Source organism: Martelella sp. FLE1502 (genome assembly GCF_053484255.1).
Genome location: NZ_JBAKFQ010000005.1, coordinates 26305 through 42175 on the forward strand (window position 1 = coordinate 26305; position 15871 = coordinate 42175).

16 protein-coding genes are annotated in these 15871 nt (G+C 63.6%); 9 read left to right on the top strand and 7 right to left on the bottom strand.

Features of this window, described 5'->3' with window-relative positions:
• Positions 1 to 127 precede the first annotated feature (127 nt).
• On the top strand, positions 128 to 1150 hold the full coding sequence (locus V6767_RS06115; RefSeq protein ID WP_448472643.1) for an MBL fold metallo-hydrolase: 1023 nt from the start codon (positions 128 to 130) through the stop codon (positions 1148 to 1150).
• 2 nt (positions 1151 to 1152) lie between these two features.
• Here the strand turns inward: V6767_RS06115 and V6767_RS06120 are convergent, their stop codons facing one another.
• Positions 1153 to 1842: a DNA alkylation repair protein gene (locus V6767_RS06120; protein ID WP_448472644.1), complete on the bottom strand. Its 690-nt coding sequence runs from the start codon at positions 1840 to 1842 to the stop codon at positions 1153 to 1155.
• Between the two features lie 22 nt (positions 1843 to 1864).
• A complete protein-coding gene (locus V6767_RS06125; RefSeq protein WP_448472645.1) occupies positions 1865 to 2767 on the bottom strand; it encodes a DMT family transporter in 903 nt (300 codons plus the stop codon).
• 303 nt (positions 2768 to 3070) lie between these two features.
• Between V6767_RS06125 and dapF the strand changes: the two genes are divergently transcribed.
• The 6 genes from dapF to V6767_RS06155 all read left to right on the top strand — a co-directional run bounded on the left by dapF (position 3071) and on the right by V6767_RS06155 (position 8923).
• Positions 3071 to 3946, top strand: coding sequence for a diaminopimelate epimerase (gene dapF, locus V6767_RS06130; RefSeq protein ID WP_448472646.1), 876 nt, complete (start codon positions 3071 to 3073; stop codon positions 3944 to 3946).
• A 63-nt stretch (positions 3947 to 4009) separates the two neighbouring features.
• Positions 4010 to 4552: a hypothetical protein gene (locus V6767_RS06135; RefSeq protein ID WP_448472647.1), complete on the top strand. Its 543-nt coding sequence runs from the start codon at positions 4010 to 4012 to the stop codon at positions 4550 to 4552.
• Between the two features lie 17 nt (positions 4553 to 4569).
• Positions 4570 to 5079, top strand: coding sequence for a hypothetical protein (locus V6767_RS06140; protein ID WP_448472648.1), 510 nt, complete (start codon positions 4570 to 4572; stop codon positions 5077 to 5079).
• 68 nt (positions 5080 to 5147) lie between these two features.
• Positions 5148 to 6410: a tRNA (N(6)-L-threonylcarbamoyladenosine(37)-C(2))-methylthiotransferase MtaB gene (gene mtaB / locus V6767_RS06145; RefSeq protein ID WP_448472649.1), complete on the top strand. Its 1263-nt coding sequence runs from the start codon at positions 5148 to 5150 to the stop codon at positions 6408 to 6410.
• A gap of 99 nt (positions 6411 to 6509) precedes the next feature.
• Positions 6510 to 7943: a signal recognition particle-docking protein FtsY gene (gene ftsY / locus V6767_RS06150; protein ID WP_448472650.1), complete on the top strand. Its 1434-nt coding sequence runs from the start codon at positions 6510 to 6512 to the stop codon at positions 7941 to 7943.
• A 47-nt stretch (positions 7944 to 7990) separates the two neighbouring features.
• Entirely contained in the window at positions 7991 to 8923 is a 933-nt protein-coding gene (locus V6767_RS06155; RefSeq protein WP_448472651.1) for an acetamidase/formamidase family protein, read from the top strand.
• 12 nt (positions 8924 to 8935) lie between these two features.
• Here V6767_RS06155 and V6767_RS06160 read toward each other — a convergent pair whose 3' ends face one another.
• From V6767_RS06160 to V6767_RS06170, 3 genes are read right to left on the bottom strand one after another with little or no spacing between them, the layout of a single operon-like run.
• Complete coding sequence (locus V6767_RS06160) at positions 8936 to 10129, bottom strand: osmoprotectant NAGGN system M42 family peptidase (RefSeq protein ID WP_448472652.1); 1194 nt, start codon at positions 10127 to 10129, stop codon at positions 8936 to 8938.
• Between the two features lie 3 nt (positions 10130 to 10132).
• Complete coding sequence (gene ngg / locus V6767_RS06165; protein WP_448472653.1) at positions 10133 to 11947, bottom strand: N-acetylglutaminylglutamine synthetase; 1815 nt, start codon at positions 11945 to 11947, stop codon at positions 10133 to 10135.
• Between the two features lie 10 nt (positions 11948 to 11957).
• On the bottom strand, positions 11958 to 13733 hold the full coding sequence (locus V6767_RS06170) for an N-acetylglutaminylglutamine amidotransferase (protein ID WP_448472808.1): 1776 nt from the start codon (positions 13731 to 13733) through the stop codon (positions 11958 to 11960).
• A gap of 191 nt (positions 13734 to 13924) precedes the next feature.
• Here V6767_RS06170 and V6767_RS06175 point away from each other — a divergent pair, with 191 nt between their 5' ends.
• The gene (locus V6767_RS06175) at positions 13925 to 14407 is read left to right on the top strand and encodes a MarR family winged helix-turn-helix transcriptional regulator (RefSeq protein WP_448472654.1); all 483 of its coding nucleotides are present in this window, start codon (positions 13925 to 13927) and stop codon (positions 14405 to 14407) included.
• 7 nt (positions 14408 to 14414) lie between these two features.
• Here V6767_RS06175 and V6767_RS06180 read toward each other — a convergent pair whose 3' ends face one another.
• Both V6767_RS06180 and V6767_RS06185 read right to left on the bottom strand, forming a co-directional pair.
• Positions 14415 to 14681: a DUF7218 family protein gene (locus V6767_RS06180; RefSeq protein WP_448472655.1), complete on the bottom strand. Its 267-nt coding sequence runs from the start codon at positions 14679 to 14681 to the stop codon at positions 14415 to 14417.
• Between the two features lie 62 nt (positions 14682 to 14743).
• Positions 14744 to 14962 (bottom strand): hypothetical protein, encoded by a 219-nt coding sequence (locus V6767_RS06185; protein WP_033409625.1) that lies wholly within the window; start codon positions 14960 to 14962, stop codon positions 14744 to 14746.
• A 171-nt stretch (positions 14963 to 15133) separates the two neighbouring features.
• Here V6767_RS06185 and V6767_RS06190 point away from each other — a divergent pair, with 171 nt between their 5' ends.
• Entirely contained in the window at positions 15134 to 15739 is a 606-nt protein-coding gene (locus tag V6767_RS06190) for an exopolysaccharide biosynthesis protein (protein WP_448472656.1), read from the top strand.
• Positions 15740 to 15871 lie beyond the last annotated feature (132 nt).

Genomic DNA, 15871 nt, shown 5'->3' on the forward strand with positions numbered 1-15871 from the left:
ACAGGAAGATTGCGGCAAAGTCAAGCCTGCCGGGGCAACGCGCCATGGAACTTTCCGCGCTCCGACAGCATATAATGCTATCGGCAACGCTCCCGGGATCGCCCGGCGAAGGAAGGTCAAGCGCTCCATGATTCCGGTCAGATCCGTTTTGCAGTCGAAGAATCGCTATTACACCGGCCCCAAAAGCGATCATTTCGACGGAACCCTGTTTTTCAATCCCGACGGCATGAACCCGCCCGGCTTTCGCGAAGTCATCAAATGGCAGATCAACAACAAGAAGTCGCTCTGGCCGAAAACGGTAGAATGCGCCTTCACGCCGGCGAAGCCGGATGAACGGGTGACGGGCGACGCCATGCGGGTCACCATGGTCGGCCATGCCACACTGCTGATTCAGGTTGCCGGCATCAATATCCTCACCGACCCGATCTATACCGAGCGGGCCAGCCCGTTCGAGGCGGCCGGCCCCAAACGGGTCTGCGCCCCCGGCATTCCCTTCGAAAACCTGCCACCGATCGACGTCGTGCTGGTCACCCACAACCACTACGACCATCTGAGCCTGCCGACGCTCGCCCGGCTGCACAAGATCCACAAGCCGCGCATCGTCACGCCGCTTGGCAATGACACGATCATCCGTTCCAAGGTTCGCGATGCCGATGTCACCGTGCTCGACTGGGGCGCGCAGGCGCCGCTGCCGGGCGGTCTCAGGGTCTTTGCCGAGCCCTGCCACCACTGGTCGGCGCGCGGGGTGGCCGACCGGCGCATGGCGCTCTGGGCCGCCTTCGTGATCGAAACGCCGGCCGGTCTGATCTACCATATCGGCGACACCGGGTTTCACGAGGGCCGCAATTACGAGGCGGCGGCGAAGAAATATGGCGGCTTCCGGCTCGCCAACCTGCCGATCGGCGCCTATGAGCCGCGCTATTTCATGAAGAACGAGCATCAGGATCCGGTCGAGGCCGTGAGCGGCTTCGAGCTCTGCAACGCCGCCCATGCCTGCGGCCACCATTTCGGCACATTCCAGCTTACCGACGAGGGACGGGACGATCCTGTCAAGCTTCTGAAATCGGCGCTTGCGGATGCGGGCATCCCGGAAGGCCGGTTCCGTCCGCTGGAGCCCGGCGAGGCCTTCGACGTTCCGGAGACGCCCTGAGGTCAGGCTTTCAGCCGCGCCACGCGTTTCGGGTCGCTCAGATATTTCACCGCGTCGCGGCCGACCCAGCGCCTCGTCTTGTCGTCCGTTCCCGCCAGCTTTTCGGCCAGCGCGAGGGCGGCGGCATGGCAGGCCCTGTCGCGCCTGCCGATATTGCGCAGCGCCCAGTTGACGGCCTTTTTCACGAAATTGCGGTCGTCGCCGGCATGGGCGTCGATCAGCGGCAGGAAGGCGAGGAAGGTTTCATCCGGCTCGCTCTTGCAGTGAACGGCCGCGCCCGCGATCATGGCGAAGGCCGTGCGGCGCACGAATTCCCGATCGTCGGCGGCAAACCGCGCGATCAGCGCCGGATCGAGCCCGGCCTCCACGAACAGGTCAGCGGCCATGTCGACCATTTCCCAGGAGGTGAAATCACCGGCGAGCGTAAACATCTCGCCGGGCGTCAAGCTGTCGGGATCGAATGTCAGCAGCGCCAGCAGCTTCGCCTCGCGCACCGGGCATTGCCATAGCTGAACGGCCCGCGCGTGATCGACGCCGATCTCGCGGGCGATCTGCCGCAGAGCCGGATTGGAAAGCCCGATGGCCTGTTCCGTCCGGATGCCGACGCGGTCCATGCCGGCGATCAGCGCCGGATCGGCGTTTGCCTTAAGAGCGGCCAGGACGGCATCCGCCGAGGAATCACGTGACAGCATCTGAAAACCTCCGATTCAGATCTCACCTGCCCGCCAGCGAAGCGCCCGTGGTGGACGCGGCGATTTCGCGTTTCTTCAGGGCGTGCTCGCGCCAGATGGTGAAGAAACCGGCGCCGACCACGATCGCGGCCCCCACCAGCATGTTGATCGTCAGCGTCTCGTTGAACAGGAGAACCCCGAAGAGCAGGCCGTAGACGAGTTGCAGATAGATAAAGGACTGCACCGTGACCGCCTCGGTGATCGCAAGCGCGCGGATGAGGCAGTAGTGACCGGCGATCCCGGTAAAGCAGAGCGCCGTCAGCCAGAACCAATCAATCGCCAGCGGGTCCTCCCAGAAGAACGGCCCGATCAGGCTGGTCACCGCCATGCCGACGACGCCGGTATAGAACAGGCTGACATCGGCGCTGTCATAGCGGCCGGCGAGACGCGTCAGCAACGAGTAAAGCGCGAAGACGCAGCAGCTTGACACCGGGATCAGCGTTGCCAGCGAAAACCGTTCGCCGAGCGGATCGATGATGATCATCACGCCCACGAGGCCGCTGATGATCGCCAGCCAGCGCCGCCAGCCGACCCGTTCCCCGAGGATAGGCACGGACAGCAGCGCCACAACCAGCGGGGCCGCCATGAAGATCGCTTGGCTTTGCGCCAGACCGACGATCGCGAAGGAGAAGATCGCGATCAATATCTGGGCGATGAGCAGCAGGCTGCGGGCGATCTGGAGACCGAGATGCTCCGTCCGGATCGCGGCGGCAAAGCCGCCCGGCCGGCGCGCCGCCAGCACCACGACGAAGCCCGCAAACGCCCAGAACCGCACCATGGCGATGAAGAACGGCGAATAAAGCGGGCCGAGATGGCGCGTGATCGCATCCTGCGCGGAAAAGATTGTGACCGCCGCAAAGGCCAGCAGAATGCCCGAGACCCTCATGCCGGCATTCCGGCGCTGCGCCCGGGCGTGTATGCGCAGGCGGTGCGCGCCGGGGCTGGCGGGTTCATCGAACCGGAAGGGCGAATGGGCATGGTGAGTGGACTTTCGAAGGCGGCGCGGCCCGCAATGGCGGCGGAACGCAGCATGTTATCGCCAAACCTAATCATGAAACGTCGCCTTGGCAAAGGCCGGTGACGGCCTATGCGGTTCCGTCTGCGGATTTTTCCGGTCTTCATCGGCAAGACTGGTGACGACGCGCCGATATGCCCATATAAGACCGCGGAACTGACAGGAGTGCCGGGCATGAACCACCGCGAAGACTGGGCGCCGCTGATGCGCATGAACGGGCTTGGCAACAAGATCCTGGTGATCGACATGCGCGGGCGGACCGACAGGGTGACGCCGCAGGCCGCGATCCGCCTCAATGCCCATCCCGACACCGCCTTCGACCAGATCATGGCGATCTACGACCCGCGCGCGGATGCACCCGATGGCTGGATCGACATTCTGAACTCCGACGGATCGATGGCCCAGGCCTGCGGCAACGGCACGCGCTGCGTCGTCGACTATCTGTTTGCCGCCGACGGGCGCAGCCATTTCGATTTTCGCACGATCGCCGGCGCACTTGTCGCCGACCGGTTCGAGGACGGCCGGATTGCGGTGGACATGGGACCGCCGGAATTCGCGTGGGAAAAGATTCCTCTCGCCGGCTCGCCCGGCGACACCAAGCATATCGCGCTCTCCGAACCCTTCGAGCCCGATCCGGCGCTGCAGCGCTTTTCGGCGGCCTCCATGGGCAACCCGCATGCCGTGTTCTTCGTGCCGCGCGATGTCGACAGCTACGATCTCCTCGCCTTCGGCCCGCGCTACGAGCATCATCCGATGTTTCCCGAGCGCGCGAATATCTCGCTGGCGCAGGTGACCTCGCCGTCCTCGCTGTCGCTGAAGACCTTCGAACGCGGCGCCGGCCTGACGCTCGCCTGCGGCTCAGCCGCCTGCGCCGCCGCCGTCACCGCCGCCCGCACCGGCCGCACCAGCCGCAAGATCTCCGTCTATGTGCCGGCCGGCGCGCTCGAGATCGACTGGCGCGAGCACGACAACCACGTGATCATGACCGGACCTGCCGAGCGCGAATGGACCGGCCGGGTTGATCCGGCAACGGGCGAGTGGGAGCGGTAGACCGTATCGTTTACACGCAACCTTGAGTCCTGTACGCTGAATGAAAACAGCAATCGGTTGAGAATGTCGGAAACCCGCGAGACATTTCACAAAGGCGAAGGCGGTCATGAAGGCAATAGCGGGTGGTGGCGCAACCGCGTGATCGCGCCCGCGCGCCGCTTCTACAACGATCCGCCGGATGATCTGAACGCGTTCTTCTGGATCAACTTCGTTCTCCCGGTCGCCTATTTCTATCTGGTCTCGCGCAACCTTTCCGAAATCATCCTGCTGGCTCACAGCTTCATCGCCGCGCCGGGCGGCGGCATACCCGCAGTCGTCTGGGAAAGCGCGCTCATCGGGGCGTTGAGGCTTCTGGCCTTTGCCGGGATACAATATCTGAACCTGCGTGCAGCCAGGCGTTTCAGGACGCGCAGGCGGTTTTTCCTGACCATCTTCTGGCTCAATTTCCTCAGCCTGATCCTGCCGATCCCCGGCGTGATCCCGTGCCTGTTCCTGCTTCCCTCCCTCCCGGCGGTGCTGGGGCAGCTCGTCGAGTTTGCCCGCATCGGTACGTTATCCTTTGAGGGCGTTCTACTGTTCATCCTGACGCGCTCGGTCTACACCTAAAAGAGGTCCTTCCCGGCGTGGCAAGCCCTTCGGAAAAGCTTTCGCACTACCTGAAATCCCGTTGGCAAGCCGGGGCTGAAAGCCGCCGGCTACTGCCCGGAAGGGCGCTGCATGCAGCAAGGCTTCCGGACCCGGCGTTCAGGGCATTCCTCTGGATCAATTTCCTGCTTCCGGTCGTATACACGCTCTACATCAACCGTATCGTCGTCTGGGTTCAGTCCGGCATACTCAACTCCTACTATCCAGCCATCAACAGCGGCGCCATCAGCTATGAAGACATGTATGCCAGGCCCGCGGCGTACTTCATGATCATCTGCTATCCGCTCGAGGTTCTGCTTTTCTGCTTCCTCATCGTCCAGTCGCTGAATATCAGTTGCACCCGCCGCTTTCCCCACCGCAAGCGTCTGTTCTGGAGCATCTTTGGCCTCAACTTCGCAGCGCCCTTCTTGGGATCGATCGGGTTCGCCCTCGCGATACCTGCAATTTTCACCACACTCGCCTACATCATTGCGATAGTGGCCCGGTAAGACAGGCCCTGCCCTTTCATTTTGCGGCCGGTTGCGCCATATAGCGGGCAAACCGGAACCCGAGAGAAATGACCGTCCGTACCCTGACATTCGGCTGCAGGCTGAACACCTATGAGAGCGAAGTCATGCTCAAGGCGGCGACCGAGGCCGGGCTTGAGGATGCGATCCTGGTGAATACCTGCGCGGTGACCGGCGAGGCGGTGCGCCAGGCGCGGCAGGCGATCCGCAGGGCGCGGCGCGAGAATCCGGCCGCGCGCATCGTCGTCACCGGCTGCGCGGCCCAGACCGAGAAGGAGACCTTCGCGAAGATGCCGGAAGTCGACGCGGTGCTTGGCAATGCCGAAAAGCTCGAGGCCCGGCACTATCGCGCGCTGCCCGATTTCGGCGTTTCGGCGGAGGAAAAGCTCGTCGTCAACGACATCATGAGCGTGCGCGACACCGCGCCGCAGATGGTGGAAAGCATTGACGGCCATGTGCGCGCCTTCCTGCAGGTGCAGAACGGCTGCGATCACCGCTGCACCTTCTGCATCATCCCCTATGGTCGCGGCAATTCGCGCTCCGTGCCGATGGGTGCCGTGATCGACCAGGCCCGCAAGCTTTCGGAGCAGGGTTATCGCGAGGTCGTGCTGACGGGCGTCGACGCCACCTCCTATGGCGCGGATCTGCCCGGCGAGCCGACGCTCGGGCTCTTGGCAAAGACGCTACTGAAACAGGTGCCTGAGATCGCCCGCCTCAGGCTGTCCTCGATCGACAGCATCGAGGTCGACCGGCACTTGCTCGATCTTCTCGCCGACGAGCCGCGCTTCATGCCTCATCTGCATCTCTCGCTCCAGCACGGCGACGACCTGATCCTGAAGCGGATGAAGCGGCGGCATTTGTCGGCCGATGCGCTGGCTTTCATCGCAAAGGCGCGGGAACTGCGTCCCGGCATCGCCTTCGGCGCGGATTTCATCGCCGGGTTCCCGACAGAAACCGAGGCGCATTTCGATAATCTCGTGCGCTTTGCCGAGGAGGCCGATATCGCCCAGCTTCACGTGTTCCCCTACAGCCCCCGCCCCGGCACGCCGGCAGCCCGCATGCCGCAACTCGACCGGGCGCTGGTCAAGGAACGGGCGCGGCTTCTGCGCGAAACCGGCGAGCGGCTGAAGGCGCGGCATCTTTCCGGCATGATCGGCAGCACCGCAACCGTGCTCACCGAACGCGGCGGCAATGGCCATACCGAAAATTTCGCCCCGGTCGCCACCCCCGGCCTTGAGCCGGGCCGGTTCGTGACGGCCGGCATCACCGGCCATGACGGCAAGCGGCTGATCGCGGATTTCAGCCCCGTCTGAGAGGGGTTTTGGCCCCCACGCGTTGACAAGCCTCCGCCGCAGCACGGATATAGGGGCAATGCGGGCGCGCCGGCTTGAAACAAACAGGAAAATATTCCCATGGCCCTTGGCTTCATGAAAAACGTCTTCACCTTCGGCAAGAAACAGACCGCCGAGGAGAGCAAGCCGGAAGACGCAATCGCGCCCGACGAAGCGGAAGCAATTGCCGCCGGCGAAGACGCCGAGGCTGCTCCCGCCGCAGAAACGCCCGCAGCGCCGGAAACGCTTGCCGAGGCGAAAAGCGCCGATCCCTGGGACGATGACAGCATTGTCGGCGGCGTGGTCGGCCCGGGCAGCAAGCCCGAGGCCGAGGACGAGCCCGTACCGGTCGCCGAGACGCATGAAGCCGCGCCGGAGCCGCAAGACGCTCCGGACGCGGAGCCGGTGGAGACCGCCCCCGCTGAAGCGCCCGCCGCAGAGGCTGCCGACGCTCCGGCAGCCGCAAGCCCTGCCGAGCTCGAGCCGGTTACAGCGCCCGCTGAACAGCCCGCTGTTCGCAATCAGGGCTTCGAGATCGTCACCGGCAGAACGGTCGAAACCCCTGCCGCGCAGCCGGCAAAGCGGCAGAGCTGGTTCCAGCGCCTGCGCGCCGGCCTGTTCCGCACCTCGCAGCAGCTTTCCGGCCAGATCGCAGCGCTTTTCACCAAGCGCAAGCTTGATGAGGACGCGCTGGAGGAGCTGGAGGACCTCTTGATCCAGGCTGATCTCGGCGTCGAGACCGCCATGCGGATCACCGATACGCTGTCTTCGGAACGCTATGGCAAGGATGTCAGCGGCAACGACGTCGTGCGCATCATGGCCGGCGAGATCACCAAGGTGCTGACGCCAGTCGCCAAACCGCTGCAGCTCGACCTGTCACACAAGCCGCATGTGATCCTTGTGGTCGGCGTCAATGGCACCGGCAAGACCACGACGATCGGCAAGCTCGCCGCCAAGCTGACCCGCGCGGGCCTGAAGGTGACGCTCGGCGCAGGCGACACGTTTCGCGCGGCCGCGATCGAGCAGTTGAAAATCTGGTCGGAGCGCACCGGCGCTGAATTCGTCGGCACCAAGCTGGGGGCGGATGCGGCCGGCCTTGCCTATGACGCCTTCAAGCGCGGCCAGGAAAACGGCTCCGACGTCGTCATCATCGACACCGCCGGAAGGCTTCAAAACAAGGCCGAGCTGATGGATGAGCTTGCCAAGATCGTGCGCGTGCTCGGCAAGCTCGATCCGGACGCCCCGCATACGGTGCTGCAGACGCTCGACGCCACCACCGGCCAGAACGCCATGAACCAGGTCGAAATCTTCCGCAATATCGCCGGCGTTTCAGGCCTCGTCATGACAAAGCTCGACGGCACTGCGCGCGGCGGCATTCTGGTGGCGATCGCCGCCAAGCATAAATTGCCGGTCTATTTCATCGGCGTCGGCGAAGGCATCGACGACCTCGAACCCTTCGAAGCCGCCGAATTCGCCGAGGCAATCGCCGGCCGGCAGGTGGAAGAGCAGGACTAGCGCCGCGGCTTCGGCAAGCCGTCCCAGAAACGCGACGGGAGCAAAAGATGATCCGCACCATTCATTCCCACGAATGCCATCTCGGCTGGGACCGGTCGATCAAGCCGGTGCATTTCGCGAAATCCGGCGAAACCATCGCCTTCGCCTGCCGCGATGCCGGCAACGGCCATTATCATCACGACAGCACCTCAGCCGATATCCTCACCGCCGATCCGGCCAACATCAATCCGCTGACCGGGCCGGTTTATGTGGAAGGGGCCGCGCCCGGCGACGCGCTGAAGGTGACGATCCACGAATTTACGCCCTCGGGCTTTGGCTGGAGCGCGATCATTCCGGGGTTCGGCCTGCTGTCGGATCAGTTCGATCAGCCAAAGCTGAAGCTCTGGGATTATGACACGGCAGCGCAAAAGCCCGCCGTCTTCAACGATATCGCCTCCGTGCCGCTGCGCCCCTTCATCGGCACGATCGGGGTCGCCATGGCTGAAGTCGGCAAACATTCGGTGATCCCGCCGCGCCGCGTCGGCGGCAATATGGACATCCGCGATATCGCGGCCGGCACGACGCTCTATCTGCCGGTGGAGGTCGAGGGCGCGCTGCTGTCGCTCGGCGACACCCACGCCGCCCAGGGCGATGGCGAGGTCTGCGGCACGGCGATCGAAAGCGCGATGGATGTTGCGATCACGGTCGAGGTGGTGAAGGACGCCGCGCCGAAGACCCCGCATTTTTCCACGCCCGGCCCGATCGCCCGCCATCTCGATGCCGCCGGCTACGAGGTAACGACCGGCATCGGCCCGGACCTCATGCAGGCCGCCCGCGACGCCGTCTCGGCGATGATCGACCACCTGTCGAAGAGCCGCAAGCTCTCGCCCGAGGATGCCTACATGCTGTGCTCGGTCGCCGGCGACCTGAAGATCAGCGAGATCGTCGACGCGCCGAACTGGGTGGTGTCGTTCTATTTTCCGAGGATCGTGTTCGGGTAGAGCGCCCGCCCCTCAGGCATGCCCTGCATGATGGGGATGCGCCGGGTCGTCGATGGTTTCGCTTTCAACGTCGGCGGAAAGCTCCTGCTTGGCCTTGCCGGTCGGCTGGCGGGTGAAGCCGGTCATCGGGCCGGACTGCTGGAAGTCGCGCTTGATCTCGACATCGGAGGTCAGATAGGCGGTGATCATTTCCGCGATCGACCGCAGCGCATGCATGTGGATGCGCTCATAGCCATGCGACGCATCGACCCCGAAGGCGACCAGCGCTGTGCGCACATCCGCGCCCGCTTCAACGGCGCTTGCCGAATCCGAACGGTAGTAGCGGAACACGTCCTTCTGATAGCGGATATCGTTCGCCTTGCAGACGTCGACCAGTTTCTTGGTGAGGTGCCAGTCGAACGGGCCGGTCTGGTCCGCCATGGCGATGGTCACGCCGAATTCCGAGGAGTTCTGGCCGGGCGCCGACGTGCCGTTGTCGATCGAGACCAGCGAGGCGACATCGGGCGCGACGATCGAGGATGCGCCAACGCCAACTTCCTCGGCAATGGTGAACAGCCAGTGGCTGGCGACCGGGGTTTCGACGTTTTCATCCTGCATCGCCTTCAGGGCCGCGAGCATCAGCGCCACGCCGGCCTTGTTGTCGAGATGGCGCGACACGATGAAGCCGTTGTCCAGGAATTCCGGCTGCGGGTCGATCGCGACGATATCGCCGATCTCGATACCGAGCCGATCAAGGTCGTTCTCGTCGCGGGTCAGGGCATCGACGCGCATTTCGACATATTGCCAGCCGATCGGCAGTTCGTCGATTTCGTGGTTGTAGGTGTGCCCGGACGCCTTCAGCGGCAAGATGGTGCCGCGATAGGAGCCCTTTTCGGTGAAGATCGTGGCGCGCGCGCCTTCTGCGAACCGCGCCGACCATGTGCCGATCGGCACCAGTTCCAGCCTTCCGTTCGATTTCAGATATTTCACCTGCGCGCCGAGCGTATCCACATGCGAGACCACGGCGCGCGCGCCGCGGCTGTCGACGCCGCGCCGGACGGCGCGGATCGCGCCGCGCCTTGTCAGTTCCACCGAAAGACCGAGCTTTTCCAGCTCTCCGGTGACGAAACGGACGATGGGGTCGGTGTAGCCTGTCGGCGAGGGGATCGCGAGGAGCGATTTGAGAATGTCGGACAGGTAATCGGCGTCAATCGTCAGTCGTTTCATCTGCTACTCGTTCTTGTGGGCCTCGCGCACCGAGTGGCGGACGCCGGCCGGCATTGAAAGCGGGAACAGCAGGTCGACAAACCGTTCGGCCGTCGGCTGCGGCTCGTGATTGGCTAGCCCCGGCCGCTCATTGGCCTCGATAAAGGCATAGTCCGGGTTTTGCGGGGACTTGATCATCAGGTCAATCCCCACCACCGGAATATTGATGGCCCGCGCCGCCGAAATCGCCGCGTCCACCAGCTTCGGGTGAACGATATCGGTGACATCGTGAATGGTGCCGCCGGTGTGCAGGTTGGCAGTTCGCCGCACCCGGATTTCAGTGCCCGCCTCCGGCACGTCGGCGAAGGTGTAGCCGGCATCGCGCACCGTTCGCTCGGTCTCGGCATCGAGCGGGATCGAGGATTCGCCGCCAGTCGCGGCACTGCGCCGCTCGCTCTGGCTCTCGATCAGCTGTTCAATCGTTGATTTGCCGTCGGCCACGATATGGGCCGGGCGGCGCATTGCAGCGGCCACGAGCCGGTAGTTGATCACGATCAGGCGCAGATCCTCGCCTTCCACCATTTCCTCGATCAGCACCGTATCGCAATAGGCCTTGGCCGCCTTCACGGCCTCCTCGAGGTCCTCATAGGTCGTGATGCCGACAGAAATGCCCCTGCCCTGCTCGCCGCGCGCGGGCTTGACCACGAGATGACCGGCATCCTCCAGAAAGCCGCGGATCGCATCCTCGCCGGCATCGGACGTCATCTGGCGCGGCACCTTGACGCCGGCCTCCTCGACGAAACGGCGGGTCACGGATTTGTCGTCGCAGATCGACATCGCCACCGAGGTCGTCAGTTCCGACAGGCTTTCGCGGCAATGGATCGAGCGCCCGCCATAGGACAGCCGGAAGAACCCGCCCCTTGCATCGGTGATCTCGGCCGAAATCCCCCTGCGGCGCGCCTCGGTCACGATCAGCCGGGCATAGGGGTTCAGTTCCTCGTAGTCATCCGCCTCAGGCCCGGTGAAAAGCTTCTCGTTGATCTGGTTCTTGCGCTTGACCGTGAAGAACGGCACCCGCTTGAAGCCGAGCTTTTCATAGAGCCGGATCGCCGGGTCATTGTCGTGCAGCACCGAGAGATCGAGATAGGATGCGCCCCGGGCCAGAAAATGCTCGGCAAGCCGGCGCACCAGCGCCTCGCCGATGCCGCGCTGGCGGGCTTGGGGGTCGCTTGCCAGGCACCAGAGCGACGATCCCTTTTCCGGATCGTTGAAGACGCGGGAATGGTCGATGCCGGTCACCGTGCCGAGAATATTGCCGCTGTGCTCCTCCTCGGCGACGAAATAGGAGATCGAGCGGGCATCGCGCTGCCGCCAGAAGAAATCCGGCCGGACAACCACCATGCCGCGCGCGGCATAGATGCGATTGATCGCCTGGGCGTCGATTTCCGATGTCAGCCGTCGGATAAAGAAGCCCTGCGGCGGCTTGGAGGCCGGGCGGTAGGTGGAAAGCTCCAGCCGGAAGGTGTGCGAGGGGTCAAGAAACACCTCCTGCGGCGCATTTGCCAGAACCACATGCGGGTCGCGGACATAGATCGCGATATCGCGGTGATCGGGCACCTCGGCGCGCAGCGTCTCGATCAGGAGCTTGGTATCGGAAAACGTCTGGCCGAACACCACCCGCCCCCAGCCGCAGTCGATCGAGGCATCCGGCGTCATGCCGCCATGTTCCTCGCCCCCGGGGATCGGCGGTTTCATTCCGTGCGAGCGCATCCGCTTCAGGCGATGCGTATAGGCCTCGCGTGCGCGGTGATCGTCCCTGGAGCCTTTGTCCGAACTCATCGGCTTTTCCTCAGATGTCGTGCGACTGCAGCCACATTTCCAGAAGCGCGACCTGCCACAGTTCCGACCCGCGCAGCGGCGTGATGTGGCCGATCGGATCGAGGAACAGGTCGTCCAGATAGCTCTTCCTGAACAGCCCACGCTCGCTGGAGACCTGGCTGGTCAGCACGTCGCGCACCATGTCCAGATACTCGCCCGAGATGTATTTGAGCTGGGGCACGGGGAAATAACCCTTCTTGCGGTCGATCACCTCGTGGGGAACCACCAGCCTCGCGGCGTCCTTCAGCACGCCCTTGCCGCCGTCATTGAGCTTGAACTCCGGCGGGATCGTGGCCGCGAGCTCGGCGAGTTCATGGTCGAGGAAGGGCACGCGCGCCTCCAGACCCCAGGCCATCGTCATATTGTCCACCCGCTTGACCGGGTCGTCAACCAGCATGACCTGGCTGTCGAGCCTGAGCGCCCGGTCGACCGGTCCTTCCGCGCCGGCGGCCATCAGGTGGCTTTCGACGAAGGCGCGGCTGACATCCTCCTCGGCCAGCCATTCGTCCGAGAGGTGGCGCGAAAGCTTGGCGTGGTCGCGGTCGAAGAAGCCCTTGGCATAGTCGCCTACGACATCGTTGGAGTTTTCAAGCGGCGGATACCAGTGATAGCCGGCGAAGATCTCGTCCGCGCCCTGGCCGGATTGCACCACCTTGATGTGTTTGGAGACCTCGCGCGACAGCAGGAAGAAGCCGATATTGTCGTAGGAGACCATCGGCTCCGACATCGCGTTGATGGTGTCCGGCAGCGCGCTCATCAGTTCGGAAGACGGCACGAAGATCTTGTGATGATCGGTGCCGAAACGTTCGGCGATCAGGTCGGAATAGGTGAACTCGTCGCCCTTTTCGCCATTGGCCTCCTCAAAGCCGATCGAGAAGGTCATCAGGTCCTTCTGGCCTTCTTCTGCCAGAAGTCCGGTAATGATCGAGGAATCGACGCCGCCCGACAGCAGCACGCCGACGGGCACGTCGGAGACCATGCGGCGCTTGACGGCGGTGCGGAGCGCATCGAGCACCCGGTCGCGCCATTCCTCGCGGGTGAGCTTGGCGGTCGCCGCGTCGCGCTCGTGCTTCGGCGACCAGTAGCGGATATCCTCATAGGAGCCGTCCGGCTCGAAGCAGCGGGTCGTCGCCGGCGGCAGCTTGCGCACGCCCTTGACGATGGTGTGCGGCGGCGGCACCACGGCATGGAACGACATGTAGTGATGCAGCGCCACCGGATCGACCGACTTGTCTATGCCGCCGCCCTTCAACAGCGCCGGCAGGGTGGAGGCGAAGCGGATATTGCGTCCGCTCATGGCGTAATAGAACGGCTTGATGCCGAACCGGTCGCGCGCGATCATCGCCTTGCCGCTGTCGCGCTCGACGATGGCGAAGGCGAACATGCCGTGGAAGCGCTTCACGCAATCGCGGCCCCAGGCGTGATAGGCCTTCATGATCACTTCGGTATCGCCGGTGGAGAAGAAGCGGTAGCCCTTGTCCTCCAGTTCGCGCCGGAGTTCCGGATAATTATAGATGCAGCCGTTGAACACGATGGTCAGACCGAGTTCCGGGTCTGTCATCGGCTGGGCGGCCTTTTCGGAAAGGTCGATGATCTTCAGGCGTCGGTGACCGAAGGCGAAACGGCCCTGGGCGAAGATGCCGCTGCCATCCGGCCCGCGCGGCGCAAGCGCCGCGGTAATGCGGGCCACGGCCTCGGAATCTGCAAGGGTTCCATCGAATCTGATCTCTCCGGCAATACCACACATGGTCTGGTCGGTCGCTCCTATCAACTGGCTCCCGGCTCAGCCGGGCGCATAAGGCAAAACGCCGGCGCGGACACCGCGCGGCGCAGACTGTTTTTCATGGCGCGGGCGCAAAGCCCGCATTTCGGGTTCGGTTTTAGTTACAACAGAAATCATTTGAGTTCAAATGATTTCTGTTGTAACTACTTCTTCCGATGATGGACAACAAATCTGATACAACGGTCAACAATGCCGATGCGGTGATGAAGGCGATCCGCCGGATCGCCCATGCGATCGACATCCGCTCAAAACGGATCGGCCGCGAAACGGGGCTGACGATCCCGCAGATCGTTGTGCTGAGGGCAGTTAGCGACCAGGGCGCGCTGACAACGGCGGCGATTTCCAAGCAGGCGGACCTTAGCCCGGCCACCACCGTCACCATTCTCGACAAGCTTGAGGCAAAGGGGTTGATCACCCGTATCCGCTCCACCAGCGATCGGCGCACGGTGCAGGCCAAACTGACCGAGGCGGGCGCGCACACGCTTGAGGCGGCGCCATCGTTGTTCGCCGACGGGTTTGCCGCCGACTTCGCCACTTTCACCGGCAAAGAGCAGGCCGACATCGTCACGGCCTTCAAGATGGTGGCTGACCTTCTGGATCGCAAAGACGCGAAGAACCCCGAGGACATGGCGCGCTGACCCCGTCTCAGTGGTTTCGGATCGCCTTGATCAGCTCTTTCTTGCTCATCTTCGACCGGCCCTCGATACCGATCTCGCGGGCGCGATCGTAAAGATCGTCGCGCGTCCACTCCTCATAGGGCTGCGACTCGCCGCCCTTCTTGGAGGGCTTCATGCTGTCATTGGCCTTTGCATTGGCAATGCGCGCGGCCTTTTCCTTCGAGGCTCCGTCGCGACGCAGCGCCTGATAGGTATCCTCGTCCTTGATCCGGGGCTCATCTTTCGCGGTCGGCATGACATCCATCTCCATCGAATTTACCTGAAAAACGATGGAGGCGGGCTTTTGGTTCCGGGCAATTACCGGTTGGCGCGCGCTTCCGCGCCGTCGACGATCGTGCGGATCGTTTCGGCAACCCGGTATTGGAAGGCAAAGGCCTCGTCCGGCTCGAAGCCCGGATCCTCCTCCTGGCCCTTGACGGTCAACAGCCCGTCAAGCGCGCGGCGGAACACCGAATAGTCCTTGCCTTCCGCAAGCGCCGCGGCCAGCGCGATCAGCACCTCCTGATGCGCTGCCATCTGCGCTTCCAACCGTTCCAAACGTTGTTCCGACATGGTTTCCTCGCTTTGTTGTGTTGGAAAGAAGAGGTACACAGGGTGTTGCGAATTGCAATGCCCAACGCCGCCTGCCGGAACCAAGCCCGGTAAGCGGCGTTTCGAAGTCATCGCCCATTCCTCGAGGAGGCTGGCTTGCCGACCGCATCCCAATCCGAACGCGAATTCCACTCGCTGACGGAGATTGTCGAACGCACTATGGAAGAGGCAGGGGACGGCCATGTTTCGGTGGACCGGCTCATGGTCTCCTTCGGCCATGCCTCATTCGTGCCGCTTCTGATCTTGCCCGCGCTTGTGCTGATCACGCCGCTGAGCGGCGTTCCGGGTCTATCGACGCTGTGCGGCCTAATCATCATGATGATTGCCGCCCAGCAGCTTGTCGGGCATAGCCAGATATGGCTCCCCGGCTGGATCCGCAAAAGGCAGATCGCCTCCGACAAGTTTCGACCCGCCATGAAGAAGGTTCTGCCGCTGACTCGCATGATCGACAGGGCCGCGCGCGAACGCCTGACCTTCCTGTTCAAGCGCCCTCTCAAGTGGCTGCTGCCGCTGGCCTGCGTGATCTTCGGCGCGATCATGCCGCTGATGGAGTTCATCCCGTTCTCCTCCTCCCTCATCGGCGTCGCGGTGACCCTGATCGCCTTCTCGATGCTGACCCGCGACGGCATCTTCGCCCTGCTGGCGCTCGTGCCGCTGGGCGCCGTGGCCTGGGGCGTGACAAGCGTGCTGTCGTCGCTTTGACGATCCACCAAAAGAGCATTGCCGCTGCCTGACGCCGTTGAGGAGAGGCGCGCGCTCTTGACGCGCTCAACCGTCTCGCCCTAATCAAATTCTCGTCTTTCGCGCCGGACCAGCCGGCGCCTCATGTTTCAG